This window comes from Bacillus sp. P4_E1 (genome assembly GCF_056401715.1).
Genome location: NZ_JBFUIV010000011.1, coordinates 155,739 through 175,842, shown reverse-complemented (window position 1 = coordinate 175,842; position 20,104 = coordinate 155,739). Strand labels below are relative to the sequence as shown.

General features: G+C 38.4%; 17 protein-coding genes and 1 pseudogene. 14 read left to right on the top strand and 4 right to left on the bottom strand.

Features of this window, described 5'->3' with window-relative positions:
- Nucleotides 1-4: 4 nt before the first annotated feature.
- Nucleotides 5-2,413 (top strand): glycogen phosphorylase, encoded by a 2,409-nt coding sequence (gene glgP, locus AC1DS7_RS17140; RefSeq protein ID WP_476999124.1) that lies wholly within the window; start codon nt 5-7, stop codon nt 2,411-2,413.
- 319 nt (nt 2,414-2,732) lie between these two features.
- Here the strand turns inward: glgP and AC1DS7_RS17135 are convergent, their stop codons facing one another.
- Nucleotides 2,733-3,455, bottom strand: a complete 723-nt coding sequence (locus AC1DS7_RS17135; RefSeq protein ID WP_193652257.1) for a lipase family protein — start codon at nt 3,453-3,455, stop codon at nt 2,733-2,735.
- A 140-nt stretch (nt 3,456-3,595) separates the two neighbouring features.
- Here AC1DS7_RS17135 and AC1DS7_RS17130 point away from each other — a divergent pair.
- Nucleotides 3,596-3,682, top strand: a pseudogene (locus AC1DS7_RS17130) (MerR family transcriptional regulator); the annotation flags it as partial.
- Nucleotides 3,683-3,761: 79 nt separating this feature from the next.
- On the opposite strand, the gene AC1DS7_RS17125 reads toward AC1DS7_RS17130, so the two are convergent.
- The gene (locus tag AC1DS7_RS17125) at nt 3,762-4,544 is read right to left on the bottom strand and encodes a TIGR00266 family protein (RefSeq protein ID WP_002015806.1); all 783 of its coding nucleotides are present in this window, start codon (nt 4,542-4,544) and stop codon (nt 3,762-3,764) included.
- A 321-nt stretch (nt 4,545-4,865) separates the two neighbouring features.
- On the opposite strand from AC1DS7_RS17125, the gene cspD reads away from it, so the two are divergent.
- On the top strand, nt 4,866-5,066 hold the full coding sequence (gene cspD / locus AC1DS7_RS17120) for a cold-shock protein CspD (RefSeq protein WP_001193051.1): 201 nt from the start codon (nt 4,866-4,868) through the stop codon (nt 5,064-5,066).
- Between the two features lie 43 nt (nt 5,067-5,109).
- On the opposite strand, the gene AC1DS7_RS17115 is transcribed toward cspD, so the two are convergent.
- Both AC1DS7_RS17115 and AC1DS7_RS17110 read right to left on the bottom strand, forming a co-directional pair.
- Nucleotides 5,110-5,841: a yteA family sporulation protein gene (locus AC1DS7_RS17115; protein ID WP_002143572.1), complete on the bottom strand. Its 732-nt coding sequence runs from the start codon at nt 5,839-5,841 to the stop codon at nt 5,110-5,112.
- A 124-nt stretch (nt 5,842-5,965) separates the two neighbouring features.
- Nucleotides 5,966-6,919, bottom strand: coding sequence for a 1,4-dihydroxy-2-naphthoate polyprenyltransferase (locus AC1DS7_RS17110; protein WP_016102875.1), 954 nt, complete (start codon nt 6,917-6,919; stop codon nt 5,966-5,968).
- Between the two features lie 193 nt (nt 6,920-7,112).
- Here AC1DS7_RS17110 and AC1DS7_RS17105 point away from each other — a divergent pair, with 193 nt between their 5' ends.
- The 11 genes from AC1DS7_RS17105 to AC1DS7_RS17055 all read left to right on the top strand — a co-directional run bounded on the left by AC1DS7_RS17105 (nt 7,113) and on the right by AC1DS7_RS17055 (nt 20,104).
- A complete protein-coding gene (locus AC1DS7_RS17105) occupies nt 7,113-8,507 on the top strand; it encodes an isochorismate synthase (protein WP_476999123.1) in 1,395 nt (464 codons plus the stop codon).
- Entirely contained in the window at nt 8,504-10,258 is a 1,755-nt protein-coding gene (gene menD / locus AC1DS7_RS17100; protein ID WP_476999122.1) for a 2-succinyl-5-enolpyruvyl-6-hydroxy-3-cyclohexene-1-carboxylic-acid synthase, read from the top strand. Before AC1DS7_RS17105 ends, menD begins: the two co-directional genes overlap by 4 nt.
- Nucleotides 10,255-11,067 (top strand): 2-succinyl-6-hydroxy-2,4-cyclohexadiene-1-carboxylate synthase, encoded by an 813-nt coding sequence (menH, locus tag AC1DS7_RS17095; RefSeq protein WP_033709544.1) that lies wholly within the window; start codon nt 10,255-10,257, stop codon nt 11,065-11,067. Before menD ends, menH begins: the two co-directional genes overlap by 4 nt.
- Nucleotides 11,068-11,135: 68 nt before the next feature.
- Nucleotides 11,136-11,954 carry a 1,4-dihydroxy-2-naphthoyl-CoA synthase gene (gene menB / locus AC1DS7_RS17090; RefSeq protein ID WP_002089233.1) on the top strand — a complete coding sequence of 273 codons (819 nt, stop codon included), beginning with the start codon at nt 11,136-11,138 and terminating at the stop codon, nt 11,952-11,954.
- A gap of 193 nt (nt 11,955-12,147) precedes the next feature.
- Nucleotides 12,148-13,593 carry an o-succinylbenzoate--CoA ligase gene (locus AC1DS7_RS17085; RefSeq protein ID WP_476999121.1) on the top strand — a complete coding sequence of 482 codons (1,446 nt, stop codon included), beginning with the start codon at nt 12,148-12,150 and terminating at the stop codon, nt 13,591-13,593.
- Entirely contained in the window at nt 13,594-14,700 is a 1,107-nt protein-coding gene (gene menC, locus AC1DS7_RS17080; protein ID WP_016102880.1) for an o-succinylbenzoate synthase, read from the top strand.
- 205 nt (nt 14,701-14,905) lie between these two features.
- Nucleotides 14,906-15,604, top strand: coding sequence for a response regulator transcription factor (locus AC1DS7_RS17075; protein ID WP_002015820.1), 699 nt, complete (start codon nt 14,906-14,908; stop codon nt 15,602-15,604).
- A complete protein-coding gene (locus tag AC1DS7_RS17070; protein ID WP_002143562.1) occupies nt 15,597-16,703 on the top strand; it encodes a sensor histidine kinase in 1,107 nt (368 codons plus the stop codon). Before AC1DS7_RS17075 ends, AC1DS7_RS17070 begins: the two co-directional genes overlap by 8 nt.
- 82 nt (nt 16,704-16,785) lie before the next feature.
- Nucleotides 16,786-17,646 (top strand): D-Ala-D-Ala carboxypeptidase VanY, encoded by an 861-nt coding sequence (locus AC1DS7_RS17065; protein WP_002143561.1) that lies wholly within the window; start codon nt 16,786-16,788, stop codon nt 17,644-17,646.
- Between the two features lie 276 nt (nt 17,647-17,922).
- Nucleotides 17,923-19,023, top strand: coding sequence for an amidohydrolase/deacetylase family metallohydrolase (locus AC1DS7_RS17060; protein WP_002143560.1), 1,101 nt, complete (start codon nt 17,923-17,925; stop codon nt 19,021-19,023).
- Nucleotides 19,001-20,104 carry a DgaE family pyridoxal phosphate-dependent ammonia lyase gene (locus AC1DS7_RS17055; protein ID WP_215588565.1) on the top strand — a complete coding sequence of 368 codons (1,104 nt, stop codon included), beginning with the start codon at nt 19,001-19,003 and terminating at the stop codon, nt 20,102-20,104. Before AC1DS7_RS17060 ends, AC1DS7_RS17055 begins: the two co-directional genes overlap by 23 nt.

Here is a 20,104-nt window from a genome sequence, read left to right as displayed (position 1 = left end):
AAAAATGTTTACTCATGTTGAAAGCTTCAAATCCGCTTTTCTAGAAAAATTAGAAACGATGTATGGGAAAAGTTTCAAAGATTCTACAACTCGTGATCAGTATAATACGCTCGGTCATATGGTACGTGAGTATATGAATAGTCAATGGATTGCAACGAATGAAAGTTATCGTTCTGGAGATCAAAAACAAATGTATTATTTATCCATTGAATTTTTACTTGGGCGTTTACTAGGCAGTAATATATTAAATTTAGGCATTCGAGATGTATGTGAAAAAGGACTTTTTGAACTTGGAATTTCTTTGCACGAGTTAGAAGAAATTGAAGCAGATGCTGGCCTTGGTAACGGTGGACTTGGACGTTTAGCAGCCTGTTTTCTCGATTCACTCGCTTCTTTAAACTTACCAGGACATGGCTGTGGTATTCGTTATAAGCATGGTCTGTTTGATCAAAAAATTGTTGATGGCTATCAAGTAGAATTTCCAGAACAGTGGCTTCTTCATGAAAACGTTTGGGAAGTAAGAAGGTATGACCAAGCGGTAGAAGTAAGTTATTTTGGAAACGTTGAACCACTAGAAATTGATGGACGTTTAGAGTTCAGGCATACAAATGCAGAAGTTATTATGGCAGTACCATATGACGTTCCAGTTGTAGGGTATGAAACGAGTACTGTAAATACGCTTCGGCTTTGGAATGCGGAGCCAGTTCCTTTCCCGCAAAATTGTAAAGATATTTTGAAATATAAGCGTGAAACAGAGGCCGTATCGGAGTTTTTATATCCGGATGATACGCATGATGAGGGGAAAATACTTCGTTTAAAACAACAGTATTTCCTCGTATCAGCAAGTTTGCAAAATATCGTTCGTATGCATAGGGAGAGACACGGTAGTCTTCGTCAGTTACATGAAAAAATCGCGATTCATATAAACGATACACATCCGGTTCTAGCAATTCCAGAACTTATGCGTATTTTATTAGACGAAGAAAAATTGACATGGGAAGAAGCTTGGCACATAACAACGCAGACGATTTCCTATACGAATCATACGACGTTATCAGAAGCGCTTGAGAAATGGCCAATTCGCATTTTTAAACCGTTATTACCGAGAATTTATATGATTATTGAAGAAATTAATGAACGTTTCTGTCATGAGCTTTGGGACCGTTATTCGTACGATTGGAAGCGTATTGAGGACATGGCCATTATTGCGCATGACCTTGTGAAAATGGCTCATTTAGCGATTGTTGGTAGCCATAGCGTTAACGGTGTGGCGAAAATTCATACAGAAATTTTAAAGCAGCGTGAAATGCGATTGTTCTATGAATTTTATCCAGATAAGTTTAATAATAAAACGAATGGAATTGCTCATAGACGTTGGTTAATGAAGGCGAATCCGCAGCTGACAAACCTGATTTCAGAGGCGATTGGAACAGAGTGGAAGAAAGAACCGATTAAGCTTCAAGCGCTGCAAACAGTTCAACACGATGCGAGTTTCCAAGAGAAATTTGCAGAGGTAAAACAAGAGCGTAAAGAGATTTTAGCGGAGCGTATTCATAATAAAATGGGGATTATAATTGATCCAAATTCTATTTTTGATGTGCAAGTGAAAAGGTTACATGCCTATAAACGACAGTTATTAAATGTTCTTCATATTTTGTACTTGTATAACCGTTTAAAAGAGGATACTAGTTTTTCATTTTACCCGCGTACTTTTATTTTTGGAGCGAAAGCATCACCTGGCTATTATTATGCGAAGAAAATTATTAAATTAATAAATGAGCTTGCAAGAAAAGTGAATACCGATCCGTACGTAAGTCAATTTATGAAAGTTATCTTTCTAGAAAACTACCGAGTTTCTTTAGCTGAAGATATATTCCCGGCGGCAGATGTAAGTGAACAAATTTCAACTGCGAGTAAAGAAGCATCGGGAACAGGGAATATGAAATTTATGATGAATGGTGCGATTACACTCGGAACGTTAGACGGAGCTAATGTTGAAATAAAAGACCGGGTCGGTGATGATAACTGTTTCATTTTTGGTTTAACAGCGGAAGAGGTTCTTCATTACTATCAAAATGGTGGATATCGTGCAAGTGATTATTATCACCACAATATGCATATTAAAAAAGTAGTAGATCAGTTAACGAATGGTTTCTTTGCACATTCGGGAGCTGAATTTGAAGCGATTTATGATTCTCTCGTTATTCAAAATGATGAATACTTCGTTCTTCGAGATTTTAGCCCATATGCTGAAAGACAAGAAGCTGTCGGAAGGGCCTACGAAAATAGGGAGAAATGGCTGGAAATGTCGATTTTGAACATTGCACAATCGGGGCATTTTGCGAGTGATCGAACAATTTTGCAGTACAGTAATGAAATTTGGGGTATTGGTAATACTGTTAAACTATTTTAGATGAAAGCCCCTGTTGAAGGGGCTTATATTTATTTTTAAAACAGGGGTACGCTTGCTTAGAAAAATAAAACGAGCTTAATGAGATTAAGCTCGTTTTACTTATGTTGCTTAAGAAAGAAATGGGATAGCGGTATATATTATCGCTGTTCCGTCATATTCCCCTGTCGCAAAGTATGAAAATGTAAAGAAACCTGTAAACGAAAAAATTATTATAAGAAAAAGTGCAAAGAAAAATTTTAGCATGTAAGGTCCCCTCATCCGAAAGTAATTTCATAGATTATTATAGTATACAAATATTAAATTTCCAATTGTTTACTGGTTAAAAATGAGAGGTCAGACATGTTTTGTATGTTGTAATGGAATGATTATTCGTAATGGATTTTGTATTTTTCGTAAATGTCATGTTGTGATGGACGTGTGCATATTCCCAGTCTTTCTCATTAAAATGGACATTTCTTGGAGGGAGAAGAGGAACGACATCGAATAAATTGACAAAACGAAAGCTACTAGCTACTTGCAGTTTATAATAATTTCGAAAGGCGATATCTCCAACTTTTGGAGAGGCAAAGGTATAAAGACCGTACTGTGCGAAGGCAGTATTTATACGTGCATCTAGTATGTGTAGTGTAGCGAGTGCACCGCCTAAGCTATGGCCTGTTGCAAGAAGTTTCTTATGGGCGGGTAATGACACGAGCATATCCATAATGGAATCCCGGCAAGATTCATAAATTGAAAGAAAGCCATTATGAACATTCCCACTATTTAAAGCATATGGGTATGGCTTTTGGTTAACGAGTGAATCGATAATCCAATCTGTATCTGTTTGTGTGCCCCTAAAAGCTACAATAATCGTATCCTCAGATTCTAATATGAATCCGAACCATTCTGTCTTTTGAATGGCCTTTCCTTGAAACCCTTGTACATATTGGAACCCATCGGGTATTTCGAAAATGCCATTTTGTTTATATTGTTCATACGTTAGATCGCAGCAAGATGCTAACAATATGGCAGTATCTTTATCAAAGGATAAAGGAGTACGCATCAAGAAAGCCCTCCTTAAGAAAAGGTATATTTCAATATATGCAGTGAGGGACTTGATTCATTCTTTTGAAAAAAGGCTTGAACCTACAGTTACGTGAGGGAGTATGATTTTTGTAAACATATTGTTAGGAGGAGTGTAGGATGAGCAAAAAGGAAGGCTATTCAATTGGTGAGTTTTCAACGAGAAAAGGTATCTCAATACGGAAACTACAGTATTACGATGGAATATTACATGATTAAAAATGGTTTATACAGTCAAAAATAAACAGATAGTTCCCTATGAAGGGCACTATCTGTTTTTAGTGTTTTACTCTTTCCCATCTAAAAGGCGACCAAGTCCGCCTAAAACGCTACCTTCACCGCTGTTTTGAGCTGCTGGGCTTGTAAGACGTGCTGCTAAGCGGCTAAGTGTTAAGGACTGAATCCAAACCGTCCCAGGACCTTCTAGCGTTGCGAAGAATAAACCTTCGCCGCCAAATAGAGCTGTTTTTACTTTTCCAACGAATTGAACATCGTAGTTAACATCTTTCGTCATTGCAACGAGACAACCTGTATCAATGCGAAGTTTCTCGCCAGGTTTTAATTCGCGCTTATATACAGTTCCGCCTGCATGCATGAAAGCTAGACCATCACCTTCAAGTTTCTGCATGATGAAACCTTCACCACCGAAGAAACCAGTTCCTATTTTTTTAGTAAACTCAATTCCGATAGAAACACCTTTTGCGGCACAAAGAAATGCATCTTTTTGGCAGACTACTTTTCCTTGATATTCTGTTAAATCAACAGGAATAATTTTTCCAGGATAAGGAGCGGCGAATGATACGTGTCGTTTGCCATGACCTGTATTTGTAAATACAGTCATAAACATACTTTCACCCGTAACGAGACGTTTACCTGCGCCCATTAATTTACCGAATAGACCATTAGATGGTCCAGAACCATCACCGAAAATCGTTTCCATTTCGATATGATCTTCCATCATCATCATTGCGCCAGCCTCTGCGACAACGCTTTCTTCTGGATCCAATTCAATTTCAACAAACTGCATATCATCGCCATATAATTTATACTCGATTTCATGTGCTTGCATTTTTTCACCTCATCATATGTAGTAATTATATTGTACAGAAATCAAAGGAATTAGAATACTGTAGTTTTATTAATTTTTGAATAAAAATAGAATGAAAATTTAAGGTTATACTAGAATTATAAAAAACGATGGGACGAAAGTGTTCTCATTTGACGTTTTTGATATAGCATGATATAGTGAAAACACTATTGAGCTACATAATGTGGTACGGAAATAAAGCACGTTGTATTAAAGGCTGTAAGCTTGTTATACATTCATGTCCTTTATATCCACCTTTTCATGTGGATTCATAGTTTCATTTTTATTTAGGAGGTACATGACATGCAAACAGGTAAAGTTAAATGGTTTAACGGCGAAAAAGGTTTTGGCTTCATCGAAGTTGAAGGCGGAGAAGACGTATTCGTACATTTCTCAGCTATTCAAGGCGACGGCTTCAAAACTTTAGAAGAAGGTCAAGAAGTTTCTTTCGAAATCGTTGATGGAAACCGCGGACCACAAGCAGCTAACGTTACAAAAAACTAATTAGCTAGCGAAAAAAAGCATTCCGAATTTCGGAATGCTTTTTTTATGCTTTAGAACCAGACTCATCTGAAGATAATTCACCTTTAAAGGTGCGTTCTTCAGAGTCATCAAGCAATTGTTCATATTCTTCATGTTCTTCTGTTGCGAAAACTTGTGGGTTTTTTCCATACATATCTGTTCCAATAAAGTTTTCGAAATCCTCTACATACCCAACATTTTCTTCACTATTTACGTACATGCCATTATAGTTTTTTGAATCCTGTCTTTCTAAATCGGATGGTGTTTCTGATGTTCCGTAATTTGCGACGTCTTGCCAAGCATCTTCAGCATCGTACTCTACAGAATGATCTTCGTCGTGCTTATGAAACGAAGAATTTAGCACCTCTTCTTCAACTGGGCGCGTCTGCATATCTAATTTATTTGTAGTGTGCTGAATACACGTTGTAGCAGTTGGCATTGCTTCTAATCTTTCAAATGGAATTTCCTCACCAGACACTTCGCAAATTCCGTACGTACCAGCTTCAATTTTTTGCAGAGCATGTTTCGTATCTTCTAACTGTTTATGCCAAAATTCGATGAGTCCGAAATCTTTCTCACGTTCGTACAATTCTGTAGCCATATCACCTGGATGGTTGTCATAGCTAGACAATTCTCCTACTGAATCACGTTCAGATGCACGGTTTTCATCTTCATGAGTTTGTATCGTTTGTTCAACTTCTTGCTGTTGTTTTTCTAGAATAGATTTAAATTGATTTATTTGTTGTGGAGTTAACATAGTCGTCCACCTTCCTACAATTCAGTTTCTTTACATAGTATGAGCGTTGAGAGTAGGAATTATGAAATGAATTTCAGCCGGGAAGTCGGTATATGAAAAAAGGAGCCGCATAAGCAGCTCCTTTCTATAGGAAGTATCCAAGCAATAATCCGATTCCCATTAGGAGACCGAAAATTGTATTTGTTTTTGCTGTTGAAATCATCGCAGGTACCATTTCCATTGGAATGCTTTTGCCGATAAAGCCTTTCGTCGCTTTAAATGCTTTCGGTACACTTAAGAATACGATAAGCATCCATGGTGATACGATGTTAACGATGATTAAAGCGATTGTCCAAATGTAGGCAACGATAAACATAGAAGCAAGTACACCAACGGCTCTTTCGCGTCCAACGAGAATTGCTAACGTTTTACGACCATTTTCTTTATCACCATCTAAATCACGAATATTGTTAGATAGTAAAATTGCACCAATTAAAATGGAGCTTGGAATAGATAATAAAATCACTTCTGATGTTACTGCCCCTGTTTGGATAAAGAATGAAATACCAATAATAATGACACCCATAAATAATCCTGCTGTTAGCTCTCCAAATGGTGTGTACGCAATTGGAATGGGGCCACCAGTGTAAAGGTAAGCAACGGCCATACAAACAAGACCGATTGCAGCAAGCCACCAGCTAGAGTTCATACAAATATAAGCACCTAATAGCGTTGCGATGCCTAAAAATCCGAATGCTAAGTTAAGCACGGTTTTTGGTTTAATGCCATCGCGGACGATAGCACCTCCGATTCCAACTGAACCTTCATGATCGAGTCCTCTTTTATAATCAAAGTATTCATTAAACATGTTCGTTGCTGCTTGAATGAGAAGGCAAGCAAGAAGCATCATAAAGAAAAGAGGAAGATGTATTTGATTTATACCTCCGACCTGCATTGCAAAAGCTGTTCCGATGAAAACAGGAACGAAAGCTGCTGTTAATGTATGGGGACGTAATAAACTCCACCAAATTCGCCAGCCTGTTTGTTTACTTGGCTTTGGCGCCGTAGGAGAGGAATTCGTTTCGACGTTCATTTCCATGTTGAATCCTCCTTGGTCACATATTGTACACAATTAAGTGTAGAAAAAGCATCATTTAGTGTCAACGTTTATTTTCTAGGAAGAGAAGGTGAATTTCTCAGAAATGCTAAACGTTGACAGGCCTTTCCTTTGAGGTGTATCTTAAAATCAAGCGTAATTATGACTATTTTTCGCCCATAGGGGGGAGACAATTGTGATTCAAACGAAACGAAAAGGCTTACAAGAAGTTCTTGTTACAGCTATTAAGCGTACGACTGATGAAAAAACATTAGTTAGTTTTGTAAAACAAATAGATTGGGTGGATCCACTTCTGTTTTATGCAGCAGGAAAAAGGATCGCATTCGAAAATAGATGTTATTTTGCAGACCCAGCTCAGCATGTAATATTTGCTGGAATTGGCTCTGTTTTCACTATAGCAAATTCTTCTCACAAACGCTTTCAAACTGCTCGTGACGAGTGGGATAAAGTAAAAGAGAAAGCATTCGTACAAAGAGAAGGATACGAATTTGGAACAGGTCCTCTTTTATTTGGTGGATTTTCATTTGACCAAGAAAAAGAAAAAACGAATCTTTGGAAAGAATTTGATGATACCACATTTTCACTACCAGCATTTTTATTAACTGTAAAAAATGAAAAGGCGTGGTTAACGATTAATCAGTTCGTTTCAGCTGAAGATTGTGCAGAAACTCTTTATAACGAAATTATTTCTGTAGAAGAGAGAATTTTACAAGAGAGTAAATGTGCACTAGTAGGATCAAAATTAACAGTTACTTCTAAAGTAGAAGTTGATCCGAGTGGCTGGATGAACGCGATTGGAAAAGTGCAAGATGAAATGAAGCAAGGGAACGTGCAGAAGGTTGTATTAGCAAGGGAGCTAAAATTAACGATGGATCAGCATATTGATTCCGTTCTTGTTTTAGAAGCGCTTCGCATTGGGCAACCGGATTGTTACGTATTTTCTTTTGATTATAAAGGAGCATGCTTCTTAGGGGCGACACCTGAGCGATTGATTCGAAAAGAAGGCGAGAAGTTCACATCGATGTGCCTTGCTGGTTCAATTTGTCATGGCAATTCTATAGAAGAAAGTAAACAAAATGGTGAGACGCTTCTTCATGATGAAAAGAATTTGGCTGAACACGGTTATGTAGTTAACATGATTCGAGGTGTGCTAAGTGAGCATTGCGAATCTGTTAATATTCCGGAGAGCCCAGGCTTATTAACGACGAAAAATTTAATCCATTTATATACGCCAGTAGAAGCAAAAGGTGATGCAAGTCTTTTAACGATGGTAGAAGAATTACATCCAACACCAGCTCTTGGTGGTACACCTCGTCATGAGGCGTTGAAATTAATTCGTGATGTAGAGCTTTTAGATAGAGGATTATATGGTGCACCAATTGGCTTTATAGATGATGAAGGAAATGGTGAATTTGCGGTTGCACTTCGCTGCGGATTATTAAATGGCGAGAAGGCATCCTTGTTTGCCGGCTGTGGTATCGTAATTGATTCAGTAGCGCAGCTTGAATATGAAGAAACAAGTTTGAAGTTTAGACCGATGCTTGGTGCTTTGGAGGAATTAATGAAATGAACAATCATATAGAAGCATTATCATATTATTTAGGCGCGTTCGTGGACGAACTGACGCGTCTAAATGTATGTGATGTTGTCATTAGTCCTGGCTCACGGTCAACGCCGATTGCCTTACTAATGGAACAACATGAAGGAATGAAAACATATTTACATGTAGACGAAAGATCAGCAGGATTTTTTGCGCTCGGTATTGCGAAAGCAAAAAAACGTCCTGTTGCGCTATTATGTACGTCAGGGACGGCAGCAGCGAACTATTATCCAGCTGTATGTGAAGCGTTTCATTCACGAGTGCCGCTTATCGTATTAACAGCGGATAGACCGCATGAATTAAGAGATGTGGGTGCACCACAGGCGATGAATCAATTTAATTTATACGGTACTTTTGTGAAGCAATTTACAGAGATGGCACTTCCTGAAGCGAATGAAGCAATGTATCATTACGCTCGAATGACAACGCAGCGTACGATAGCAAGCGCACTTCTAGCGCCGCAAGGACCTGTTCATCTTAATTTTCCAGTTCGCGAGCCGCTTATACCGGATTTCTCATTAGAAAGTTTATGGGATAAAGGGCGTGGTGAATATACAGGAGTAGTTCAGCAAGGGAACGTGACGATGCCGAGTGAATATGTAGATTCTCTTGTAGGGCGCCTTTCACATATGGAAAAGGGGCTTATTATTTGTGGAGACGGCAGTCATCCAGAAATAACAGAAGTTGTTATGAAAGTAGCTGAGAAAACAGGGTATCCAATTTTAGCAGATCCACTTTCTAACCTTCGTAGTGGTAATCATGATAAAACGATGGTTATAGATTGTTACGATACATTTTTACGAAATGAATTGTTAAAAGAAACGTGGAAGCCGAATGTTTTAATTCGTTTCGGCGGAATGCCTGTTTCTAAAGCATTAACGCAGTTCATCAAAAAACAAACGAAAGCTGTTCATATCGTTGTCGATGAATCTGGACAATGGAGAGATCCAGCTCTAGTTGCGACAGAAGTTGTACAAGCTAGTGACAGTGAATTTTGCAGAGCATTACTAGAGAAAATGCCAGTTATGAAAAAGAATGATTGGTTCGGAATGTGGAAACATATAAACGAGAAAACGAGAGAAACGCTTCGTGAGATGGAAACATATGAAACGGCGTTTGAAGGAAAAGTAATTACGGATATTGTACGTGTATTACCAGAAGGGGCAACGTTATTTGCGAGTAATAGTATGCCAATTCGCGATACCGATTCATTTTTCTTCACATCGGATAAAAACATTCAAGTAATGGCGAACCGCGGTGTAAATGGTATTGATGGAATCATTTCAACAGCTTTAGGAGCGAGTATTATTTGTGATCCGCTCGTATTAGTAATCGGTGATTTATCATTTTATCACGATTTAAACGGACTATTAGCCGCGAAACTACATGAGTTAAATATAACGATTGTTGTTGTAAATAATGATGGTGGAGGTATTTTCTCATTCTTACCACAATACGAGAAAAAGGAACATTTCGAATCATTATTTGGAACACCAATTGGGCTTGATTATGAACATGTTGTCAAAATGTATGGTGGTTCATTTAGCCGTGTAAATGGTTGGGAAAACTTCCGAGAAGAAGTACAAACTGGAACGAAAACGAATGGATTACACGTTGTGGAAATTTGTACGAATCGCGAAGAAAACTTGAAATTACATCGTGAACTATGGGCAAAAACAATGGACGTTATTACTACATCTTTGCAAGGTGAATCAAAATGAAAGTAACATTGCAAGGTGTATCGTATGAATATGAAGTAGCCGGAAGCGGGGAACCACTTCTACTTCTTCATGGTTTTACGGGAAGCATGGAAACGTGGGGTTCCTTTATTCCTTCTTGGAGCGAGCAGTTTCAAGTCATTCTAGTAGACATTGTTGGACACGGGAAAACGGAAAGTCCTGAAGATGTGACGCATTATGATATTCAAAATGTGGCACTGCAAATGAAAGAACTACTGGATCATCTTCATATTGAAAATGCGCACATACTTGGCTATTCAATGGGTGGTAGACTTGCGATTACGATGGCATGCTTATATCCAGAATATGTGCGTTCGCTTCTTTTAGAAAACTGTACAGCTGGACTTGAGAGTGCAAAGGAGCGAAAAGAACGCAAGGAAAAAGATGAACGACTTGCTGATAAAATTGAGCAAGAAGGTATCCGAAGTTTTGTATCGATGTGGGAAAATATTCCGCTATTTGAAACGCAAAAACGTTTAGTGCAAAGCGTAAAAGAAGCGGTGCGAAAAGAACGACTTGCTAATAATCCAAAAGGACTTGCAAATAGTCTTCGCGGCATGGGAACAGGGGCTCAGCCTTCATGGTGGAACGAATTGCAAAACCTAAAAATGCCTGTCCTTTTACTGAATGGAGAAAGCGATGAAAAGTTCTTTCGCATATTAAAAAACATCGAAAAATGCATCCCTCATGCGAAATTTGTCAAAATTGATGGGGCTGGCCATGCAATTCATGTGGAACAACCGGAAAAGTTTGATACAATAGTAAAGGGATTTCTAAAAACTATGCAGTGATACTTTTTTCAGCAAGAAGGAAGTTGCACTTATAGCGGAGATCAGAAATATAAAAGGAGGTAATAGTAATGACTATTGAATGGGTAAAAGAAGGCAATTACGAAGATATTATTTATTCAACATACAATGGCATCGCAAAGATTTCGATTAACCGCCCTGAAGTACATAATGCATTCCGTCCTAAAACGGTAATGGAGTTAATCAATGCTTTTGCACACGCTCGTGATGATGCAAATGTTGGCGTTATCATTTTAACAGGTGAAGGTGGACGTGCATTCTGTTCTGGCGGCGACCAAAAAGTTCGCGGTCATGGTGGCTATGTAGGTGACGACCAAATCCCACGTTTAAACGTATTAGACTTACAACGTCTAATTCGCGCAATCCCTAAACCAGTTATCGCAATGGTAGCAGGTTATGCAATCGGTGGTGGACACGTACTTCATATCGTATGTGACTTAACAATCGCTGCAGACAACGCTGTATTCGGACAAACAGGTCCTAAAGTAGGAAGCTTTGACGGTGGATACGGAGCTGGTTATTTAGCTCGTATGGTAGGCCATAAGAAAGCTCGTGAAATTTGGTACCTATGCCGTCAATATAGTGCACAAGAAGCACTTGATATGGGCTTAGTAAACACAGTAGTACCATTAGAAGAACTTGAAGCAGAAACAGTACAATGGTCACAAGAAATTTTAGCAAACAGCCCAATGGCACTTCGTTTCCTAAAAGCTGCATTCAACGCAGACACAGACGGTTTAGCTGGTATTCAACAACTAGCTGGAGACGCAACGTTATTGTACTACACAACTGACGAAGCAAAAGAAGGCCGCGACGCGTTCAAAGAAAAACGCACTCCGGACTTCGGTCAATTCCCTCGTTTCCCGTGATCAAACCAAAAGCGGAAGCGGCTCGCTTAGAATGTGAGGGGGATGGAGCTTCTGACAAAGAGGCGCTTTTTGCCTCGTAGGAAGCAGCTCGCACACAATGTGAGATGCTCCCAAAAGATTACACCGGAAACAAAACAACTAAGAGACTTGATTTCATATCAAGTCTCTTTCTTTCATGAAAGGAGAATGAGTGATGGAGACGATGCCGAATTGGTTAATGCAACGTGCATTTTTAACACCTGATCGCACTGCAATTGAAATTGAAGAGGAGAAGGTTACTTTCGTGCAGCTGCATGAAAAAGTAGTATCTGTTTGTGAATACCTCACGCATGTAGGAGTGAAGCGGGCGCAAAAGGTGGCTGTTCTGATGAAAAATGGTATGGAGATGATTACAGTTATTCACGCCCTATCTTACATAGGTGCAATAGCTGTGCTTTTAAATACGCGTCTTTCAAGAGAAGAGCTACTTTGGCAAATGGATGATGCGGAAGTTGTTTGTTTAGTGACGGATCAAGAGTTTGAGACGGAAAATGTTCCAGTACGCTCATTTGCTGAAGTGATGCAAGGACCGAAGGCGGAAGCATTTATACAAGAAGAATTCTCTTTAGAAGAAGCGATGACAATTATTTATACGTCAGGGACGACAGGGAAACCGAAAGGCGTTGTTTTAACGTACGGTAACCACTGGGCAAGTGCAGTCGGTTCTTCGCTTAATTTAGGGCTTCGTGATGATGATTGTTGGTTAGCTTGTATGCCAATGTTCCACGTTGGCGGGTTATCTCTTTTAATGAAGAATATTATGTACGGTATGCGCATTTTACTCGTTCCAAAATATGATGCTAATTTTATTCATAAAGCACTTCAAACGAGAGGCGTTACGATTATTTCTGTCGTTTCTAAAATACTAACAGATTTATTAGAACGACTTGGCGAAGGTACATATCCATCTTCTTTACGATGCATGTTACTTGGGGGAGGACCAGCACCGAAGCCGTTATTAGAAACATGTGTGGAAAAAGGAATTCCTGTGTATCAAACGTACGGTATGACAGAAACGTCATCGCAAATTTGTACGTTAACAGCAGATTACATGTTAACGAAAGTAGGATCAGCCGGAAAACCACTATTTCAGTGTCAGCTTCGTATTGAAAAAGACGGCGTAGTTGTGCCGCCCCGTGCTGAAGGAGAAATTGTAGTAAAAGGACCGAACGTAACAGGTGGCTACTTTAACCGTGAAGATGCGACGCATGAGGCGATCAGAAATGGATGGCTTCATACTGGTGACCTCGGTTATTTAGATGAAGAAGGATTTTTATACGTATTAGATCGCCGCAGTGATTTAATTATTTCTGGCGGAGAAAATATATATCCAGCTCAAATTGAAGAAGTATTGCTCTCTCATCCGGCGGTAGCAGAAGCGGGTGTTGTCGGTATGGCTGACGAAAGTTGGGGACAAGTACCAGCTGCTTTTGTTGTAAAAAGTGGAGACGTAACAGAAGAAGAAATTCTTCGTTTTTGCGAAGAGAAATTAGCGAAATATAAAGTGCCGAAGAAAGCATGTTTCTTAGAGGAATTACCACGAAATGCTTCGAAGAAATTGTTAAGACGAGAGTTAAGACAATTAGTGGAGGAGATGTAGGTGGAAATAAAAAAAGCGACACTTTATATAACGGAAATGCCGCTCATTATCCCGTTTGCGGCAAGTTACGGGACTTATGAAAAGCGTGAAAGTATCGTCATTGAATTAGAAGATACAGATGGATACATTGGTTTTGGTGAAGTCGTTGCATTTTCTGAACCGTGGTATACGGAGGAAACGGTGAAGACAGCGCTGCATGTACTTCAGGATTTTTTATTACCAGATTTATTGAAAGCTGAAATCTCTCATCCGAATGAAGTACCGTCTTTGTTCAAACATATAAAGAGAAACCGAATGGCAAAGGCCGGAATTGAAGGTGCTGTTTGGGATTTATATGCGAAGCGTCAAAAGCAGTCGTTAGCGATATTGCTTGGCGGAAATAGGTCTGAAATTGAAGTCGGCGTTGTGATTGGGATCAATACAATTCCCACTATGTTAAAACAAATCGAGAAGTACGCGGAAGAAGGATACGAGCGCTTTAAAGTGAAAATAAAGCCAGAACATGATTACGAATTACTGAAAGAAATTCGCAAAGAGTTTCCGAACATCCCGTTAATGGCTGATGCAAATTCAGCTTATACATTAGCGGATACGGAGAAGTTGAAACGACTAGATGAATTTAGGCTTATGATGATTGAACAACCTTTAGCGGATTACGATTTTCTGGATCATGCACAACTGCAAAAGAAAATTGAAACACCGATTTGTTTAGATGAAAGCATCCATAGTTTAGAAGACGCACGTGTTGCGATTACGCTTGGCAGTTGCCGCGTCGTTAATATTAAACCAGGGCGAGTGGGCGGATTAACAGAGTCCGTTCAAATCCATAATTATTGTATGGAGCATAACATACCAGTTTGGTGCGGTGGCATGGTAGAAATGGGGATTTCACGAGCTCAAAATGTTGCACTCGCTTCATTGCCAAACTTTACGATTCCTGGAGATATATCTGCTTCTAGTAGACATTGGGAGAGGGATATCATTTCACCAGAAGTGATGCTTGAAGGCGGAAAAGTAAGGGTACCGCAAAGTATTGAACGTGAGTATGAAGTAGATCGAGGCAGGTTGGAAGAAATAACAAAGCAGCGGATTATTTTTGAGCGATGAATGGGAGCTTTTATTAGTACTGACTACCTGCAAATAGCGGGATGATTTTGTCGTTAATTTTCGGTAAGTCGATATATTTAAAAAATCGACGATATAATTTCATTTATCAAGGTTACTCTTACGGGTAGCCTTTTCTTAGTGTACAAATTGGATAGACTAGTTTAAAATCGAGCGTATGAAAACAGAATAAAGTAGGGGGACTAAAATGAAGCGCATTTCAATTTTAATAGCTGATGATGAAGCGGAAATTGCTGATTTAATTGAGATACATTTAGAAAAAGAGGGTTACCACGTCGTTAAAGCAGCTGATGGAGAAGAAGCCATGCATATTATTCAAACGCAGCCAATTGACTTAGTGGTTTTAGATATTATGATGCCGAAAATGGATGGATATGAAGTGACGAGGCAGATTCGCGGCAAGCACCACATGCCAATCATTTTCTTAAGTGCGAAAACATCTGATTTTGATAAAGTGACAGGTCTTGTATTAGGCGCAGATGATTATATGACGAAACCTTTTACACCGATTGAATTAGTTGCACGTGTAAATGCACAACTGCGTAGATTTCTTACGTTAAATCAGCCGAAAGTAGCGGAGAATAAATCTGCTTTAGAAATAGGCGGAGTCGCTATTGATCCTGAGCGAAGAACAGTAAATGTGTACGGAGAGCCAATTGAATTAACACCAAAAGAATTTGATATTTTATATGTATTAGCAAGTCATCCGAAGAAAGTGTACAGTGTGGAAAATATTTTTCAGCAAGTATGGGCTGAAGGGTATTACGAAAGTGGAAATACAGTTATGGTACATATCCGTACTTTGCGAAAAAAGCTTGGGGAAGATAAAAGAAAGGATAAGTTAATAAAAACAGTGTGGGGGGTAGGTTATACTTTCAATGGCTAAAACGATGAGAAGCTTTCGCTCGAAGATGATTATGCTATTTGCGTTAAGTATGATATTAGCTGGTGGCGTAACGTATTTAATTTATGAGGGGCTACGTCTCTATTATAAATTAGCAGTTCGTTATGAGGATCCTTTAGCCCAATTTCGTTCAATGGTAAGACAAATTGGGGACATTAATTTCTTTTTAATTGTATTTATTCCTCTGTCCATTATGTTTTTCTTCTTCCTTACTAGACCGTATTTAAAATATTTTGATGAGATTTCGAACGGGATTCATCATCTTGCGAACGGAGATTTTTCAAATCAAGTTCGTGTTTCATCAAATGATGAGTTTGGATATATCGCACGCGAAATTAATGTAGCAAGTGAAAAATTAAAAGAAGCGGTTGAACGAGGAGACTTTGCGGAAAGTAGTAAAGATCAGCTCATTGTCAACTTAGCTCATGATTTAAGAACGCCGCTAACATCTGTTTTAGGGTATTTAGATTTAATTCTTAAAGATGAGAATTTGACGAAGGAACAAATTAAACATTTTTCTACAATTGCTTTTACGAAATCCGAAAGGCTTGAAATCTTAATTGATGAATTATTTGAAATAACGAGAATGAATTATGGCATGTTGCAAATTGAAAAAAGATCAATTGATATAAGTGAATTACTTATACAGTTAGATGAAGAATTATATCCGTTATTAGAAAAAAAAGGTTTAGAAGCGAGATTGAATATGGATTCGCATTTACCTATTAACGGTGACGGGAAATTGTTAGCTCGAGTATTTGAAAATCTTTTAACGAATGCGATTCGCTATGGATACGATGGAAAGTTTGTTGATGTGAACGGATATATTGATCATGAAGAGGTAGTTGTACAAATTATTAATTACGGCGATAGCATTCCAGAAGAAGATTTACCATATTTATTTGATATGTTTTATACAGGTGATAAGGCGAGGTCAGAGCAAAAGGGCGGAACAGGCCTTGGGCTATTTATCGCAAAAAATATTATCGAACAGCATGATGGGACAATCTCTGCTGAAAGTAACGTAATTAGAACGATATTTGAAGTGAGATTACCAAAAGAAGAGAGCAAAGCAATTTAATAAAAATTTAAACTTTACCCCACTTTTTATTTTAATAGTTTTTTCTATTCTATACGTAAGTTACGTTAAGGAGGAACTAGAAATGAAAAAGTGGGTATTTATTTCTCTTTTTATAATATGTACAGCATGTGTAGGCTTTTATATATCACCAGTATTTCAAAAGGAGATCGATGTTAAAATTGCAGAAAAAGATAATAAAGTAAAAGCCGCGAACACTGAAAAGATAGAGGTCACAAAGGAACAAATTTATAAAGGGGATCTACTATTAGTTAATAAAGATTACCCGGTTAAAAAAGATAGTGTTAGGTCCGATATTGTCAATGTAAATCACAATAGTGAATTAGTAAGAGGCTATGTAATATTTGATAGAAATCTTCGCTTATCAGAGGGTGTTGTAAAAAAGTTTTTGAACGTTGTCGATGCAGCTGGGAAAGATGGAGTACAGCATTTCTTAATGAGTAGCGGTTACCGAGATTTTCAAGAACAAAGTAAATTATATAAAGAAATGGGATCGGATTATGCACTTCCAGCAGGATATAGTGAACATAATTTAGGGTTATCACTCGACGTTGGGTCTACTCAAAAGAAAATGGAGAAAGCTCCTGAAGGAAAATGGATTGAAGAGAACGTATGGAAGCACGGATTTGTTTTACGTTATCCGAAAAATAAAAGTGATATTACGGGCATTCAATATGAGCCGTGGCACATACGTTATGTAGGCTTACCACATAGCGCAATTATGCAAAAAAAGAAGATTACGTTAGAGGAATATTTGGACTTTTTAAAAGAGGAAAAAGAAGTTTCAACTGAGGTTGAAGGTAAGAAATATACGGTTTCTTATTATAAAGTTTCAGATCGTATGAACGTGAATGTTCCGGTGAATAAGCAATATGAAATTTCGGGGAACAATATGGACGGGGTTATTGTGACGGTTCAGGAATAGAGAAAAAGGCTGGTCCGTTTTGGGTCAGTCTTTTGGCATATAAGAAATAGATTGCCGTTTTTTGTCGGTAAATCGATATTCCTTGTCGAATCATTGATATAATTTCCTGTACTATCAACATTTTGTGGATTGTTTTTTTATTTACCATTAAACATTATAACGTTATATTTACTTTTCTTTTTTTTCATGATACTCTAAATATGTGAAAGAGATATAAAATGAAACTTTAATGTAAGCGTATTCTTATGGCTTCTTATAGAAAAGGGTGGAAATACAATGACAGAACGATTCGTGCTACGTAATGTGAAACGTGTGAACGGGGAAGAGATTGACATTGTAATTGAAAATAATAAAATCGCACAGGTGACGAAAGCTGGTGCTGGCGAGGGTGGAAAGGTTCTTGATTACTCAGGTACTTACGTATCGAGTGGCTGGATTGATTTGCACGTTCATGCTTTTCCAGAGTTTGATCCGTATGGCGATGAGGTAGATGAAATTGGCGTTAAGCAAGGGGTAACGACAATTGTTGATGCGGGAAGCTGCGGAGCTGATCGTATCGCAGATTTAGTACAAAGTAGAGAACAGGCAAAAACGAATTTATTTGCCTTTTTAAATATTTCTCGCATCGGTTTGAAACGAATTGATGAATTATCCAATATGGAATGGATAGATAAAGAGAAAGTAATAGATGCAGTAGAAAAGTATAAAGATGTAATCGTTGGATTAAAAGCGAGAATGAGTAAAAGTGTCGTTTGTGATAGCGGAATTGAACCGCTGCACGTAGCGCGCTCTTTATCTCGTGAAACATCATTGCCGATTATGGTACATATCGGTTCAGCTCCTCCGCGTATTGAGGAAGTTGTACCTCTTTTAGAAAAAGATGATGTCATTACACATTACTTAAACGGGAAAGAAAATAATTTATTTGATGAAGAAGGAAAACCGATATCTGTGTTATTAGATGCAGTGAAACGCGGTGTGCATTTAGATGTTGGTCACGGTAATGCTAGTTTTTCTTTTAAAGTAGCAGAGGCGGCGAAGCGTCACGATATTGCTTTTAATACAATTAGTACAGATATTTACCGGAAGAACCGTATACACGGTCCAGTGTATAGTATGGCTCACGTTCTTTCGAAATTCCTTTACTTAGGTTATCCGCTAGAAGAAGTAATTGATGCGGTGACGAAAAATGCGGCAGAGTGGCTGAAGAAACCAGAGCTTGGCCGTATTCAAGAAGGCGATATTGCAAACTTAACTTTGTTTACGGTGAAAGATGAGCCGATTACGTTAATTGATTCAGAAGGGGATCAGCGCATTGCTGAAAGAAGAATTGATACGAAAGGGGTTGTAATCAATGGGTCATTCATTGAATGCTAAGTACGGATTAAAAAGAGTTATTAATGCGAGCGGTAGAATGAGTATTTTAGGTGTATCCGCTCCGACAAATACAGTGATGGATGCGATGAAGCATGGTGGACAAAATTATGTGGAAATTGCCGATTTAGTAGATAAAGCAGGAGACTATATTGCAAGAATTTTAGATTCAGAGGCAGCGGTCGTTGTGAACTCAGCATCGAGTGGAATTGCACTTTCTATTGCGGGTATCGTTACAGAGGGAAATCGCCGTAAAAGTGAACGACTTCATCAAGAAGTAATCGCGAAAAACGAAGTGATTATGTTAAAAGGTCATAACGTTCAATACGGTGCTCCTGTTGAAACGATGATTTATTTAGGCGGCGGTAAGCTCGTTGAAGTAGGTTACGCAAATGAAGGGAAAGCGGAGCATATTGAAGATGCAATTGGCGAAAATACAGCAGCTATTCTTTATGTGAAATCGCATCATGCAGTGCAAAAAAATATGATTTCTGTTGAAGAAGCGTGGGAAGTAGCACAGCGAAATAATGTACCACTTATCGTTGATGCGGCAGCTGAAGAAGATATTCAAAAATACGTGAAGTATTCAGACCTAGCCATTTATAGCGGTTCAAAGGCAATTGAAGGACCTACTTCCGGTATTGTCGGCGGTAAACGAAAATATATCGAATGGTTGAAAGTGCAATTACATTGCAGCGGTAGAAGTATGAAAGTTGGGAAAGAAACAACTTTCGGTTTACTTCAAGCGCTTGATGAGTACGGAGTAAAAGAAGATAAGAGTGAGCAAGAAAAAGAGTTGTTACAAGTGCTTATGCCGCTGAAAGAGTTAAACGGTGTAAATGTAACAATCGTTCAAGATGAAGCTGGAAGAGCAATTTTTAGAGCGCGTATTCATATTAACGAGAACGAATTAAATAAAACTGCAAAAGATGTTGTGACCGCGTTACGCGAAGGGGAAATCGCCATTTACACACGTGATTACGGAGTAAGACAAGGGTTCTTTGATATTGATCCACGTCCACTTCAAGGTGATGACATACATGTAATTGAAGAAAAAATGAGAGAAATTGTAGGGGGAAACTAA

Coding starts and splice junctions, on each gene's coding strand:
- glgP (WP_476999124.1), top strand. CDS start 5: ATGTTTACTCATGTTGAAAGCTTCAAATCCGCTTTTCTAGAAAAATTA.
- AC1DS7_RS17135 (WP_193652257.1), bottom strand. CDS start 3,455: ATGCGTACTCCTTTATCCTTTGATAAAGATACTGCCATATTGTTAGCA.
- AC1DS7_RS17125 (WP_002015806.1), bottom strand. CDS start 4,544: ATGCAAGCACATGAAATCGAGTATAAATTATATGGCGATGATATGCAG.
- cspD (WP_001193051.1), top strand. CDS start 4,866: ATGCAAACAGGTAAAGTTAAATGGTTTAACGGCGAAAAAGGTTTTGGC.
- AC1DS7_RS17115 (WP_002143572.1), bottom strand. CDS start 5,841: ATGTTAACTCCACAACAAATAAATCAATTTAAATCTATTCTAGAAAAA.
- AC1DS7_RS17110 (WP_016102875.1), bottom strand. CDS start 6,919: ATGGAAATGAACGTCGAAACGAATTCCTCTCCTACGGCGCCAAAGCCA.
- menD (WP_476999122.1), top strand. CDS start 8,504: ATGAACAATCATATAGAAGCATTATCATATTATTTAGGCGCGTTCGTG.
- menH (WP_033709544.1), top strand. CDS start 10,255: ATGAAAGTAACATTGCAAGGTGTATCGTATGAATATGAAGTAGCCGGA.
- menB (WP_002089233.1), top strand. CDS start 11,136: ATGACTATTGAATGGGTAAAAGAAGGCAATTACGAAGATATTATTTAT.
- AC1DS7_RS17085 (WP_476999121.1), top strand. CDS start 12,148: ATGGAGACGATGCCGAATTGGTTAATGCAACGTGCATTTTTAACACCT.
- AC1DS7_RS17075 (WP_002015820.1), top strand. CDS start 14,906: ATGAAGCGCATTTCAATTTTAATAGCTGATGATGAAGCGGAAATTGCT.
- AC1DS7_RS17070 (WP_002143562.1), top strand. CDS start 15,597: ATGGCTAAAACGATGAGAAGCTTTCGCTCGAAGATGATTATGCTATTT.
- AC1DS7_RS17065 (WP_002143561.1), top strand. CDS start 16,786: ATGAAAAAGTGGGTATTTATTTCTCTTTTTATAATATGTACAGCATGT.
- AC1DS7_RS17060 (WP_002143560.1), top strand. CDS start 17,923: ATGACAGAACGATTCGTGCTACGTAATGTGAAACGTGTGAACGGGGAA.
- AC1DS7_RS17055 (WP_215588565.1), top strand. CDS start 19,001: ATGGGTCATTCATTGAATGCTAAGTACGGATTAAAAAGAGTTATTAAT.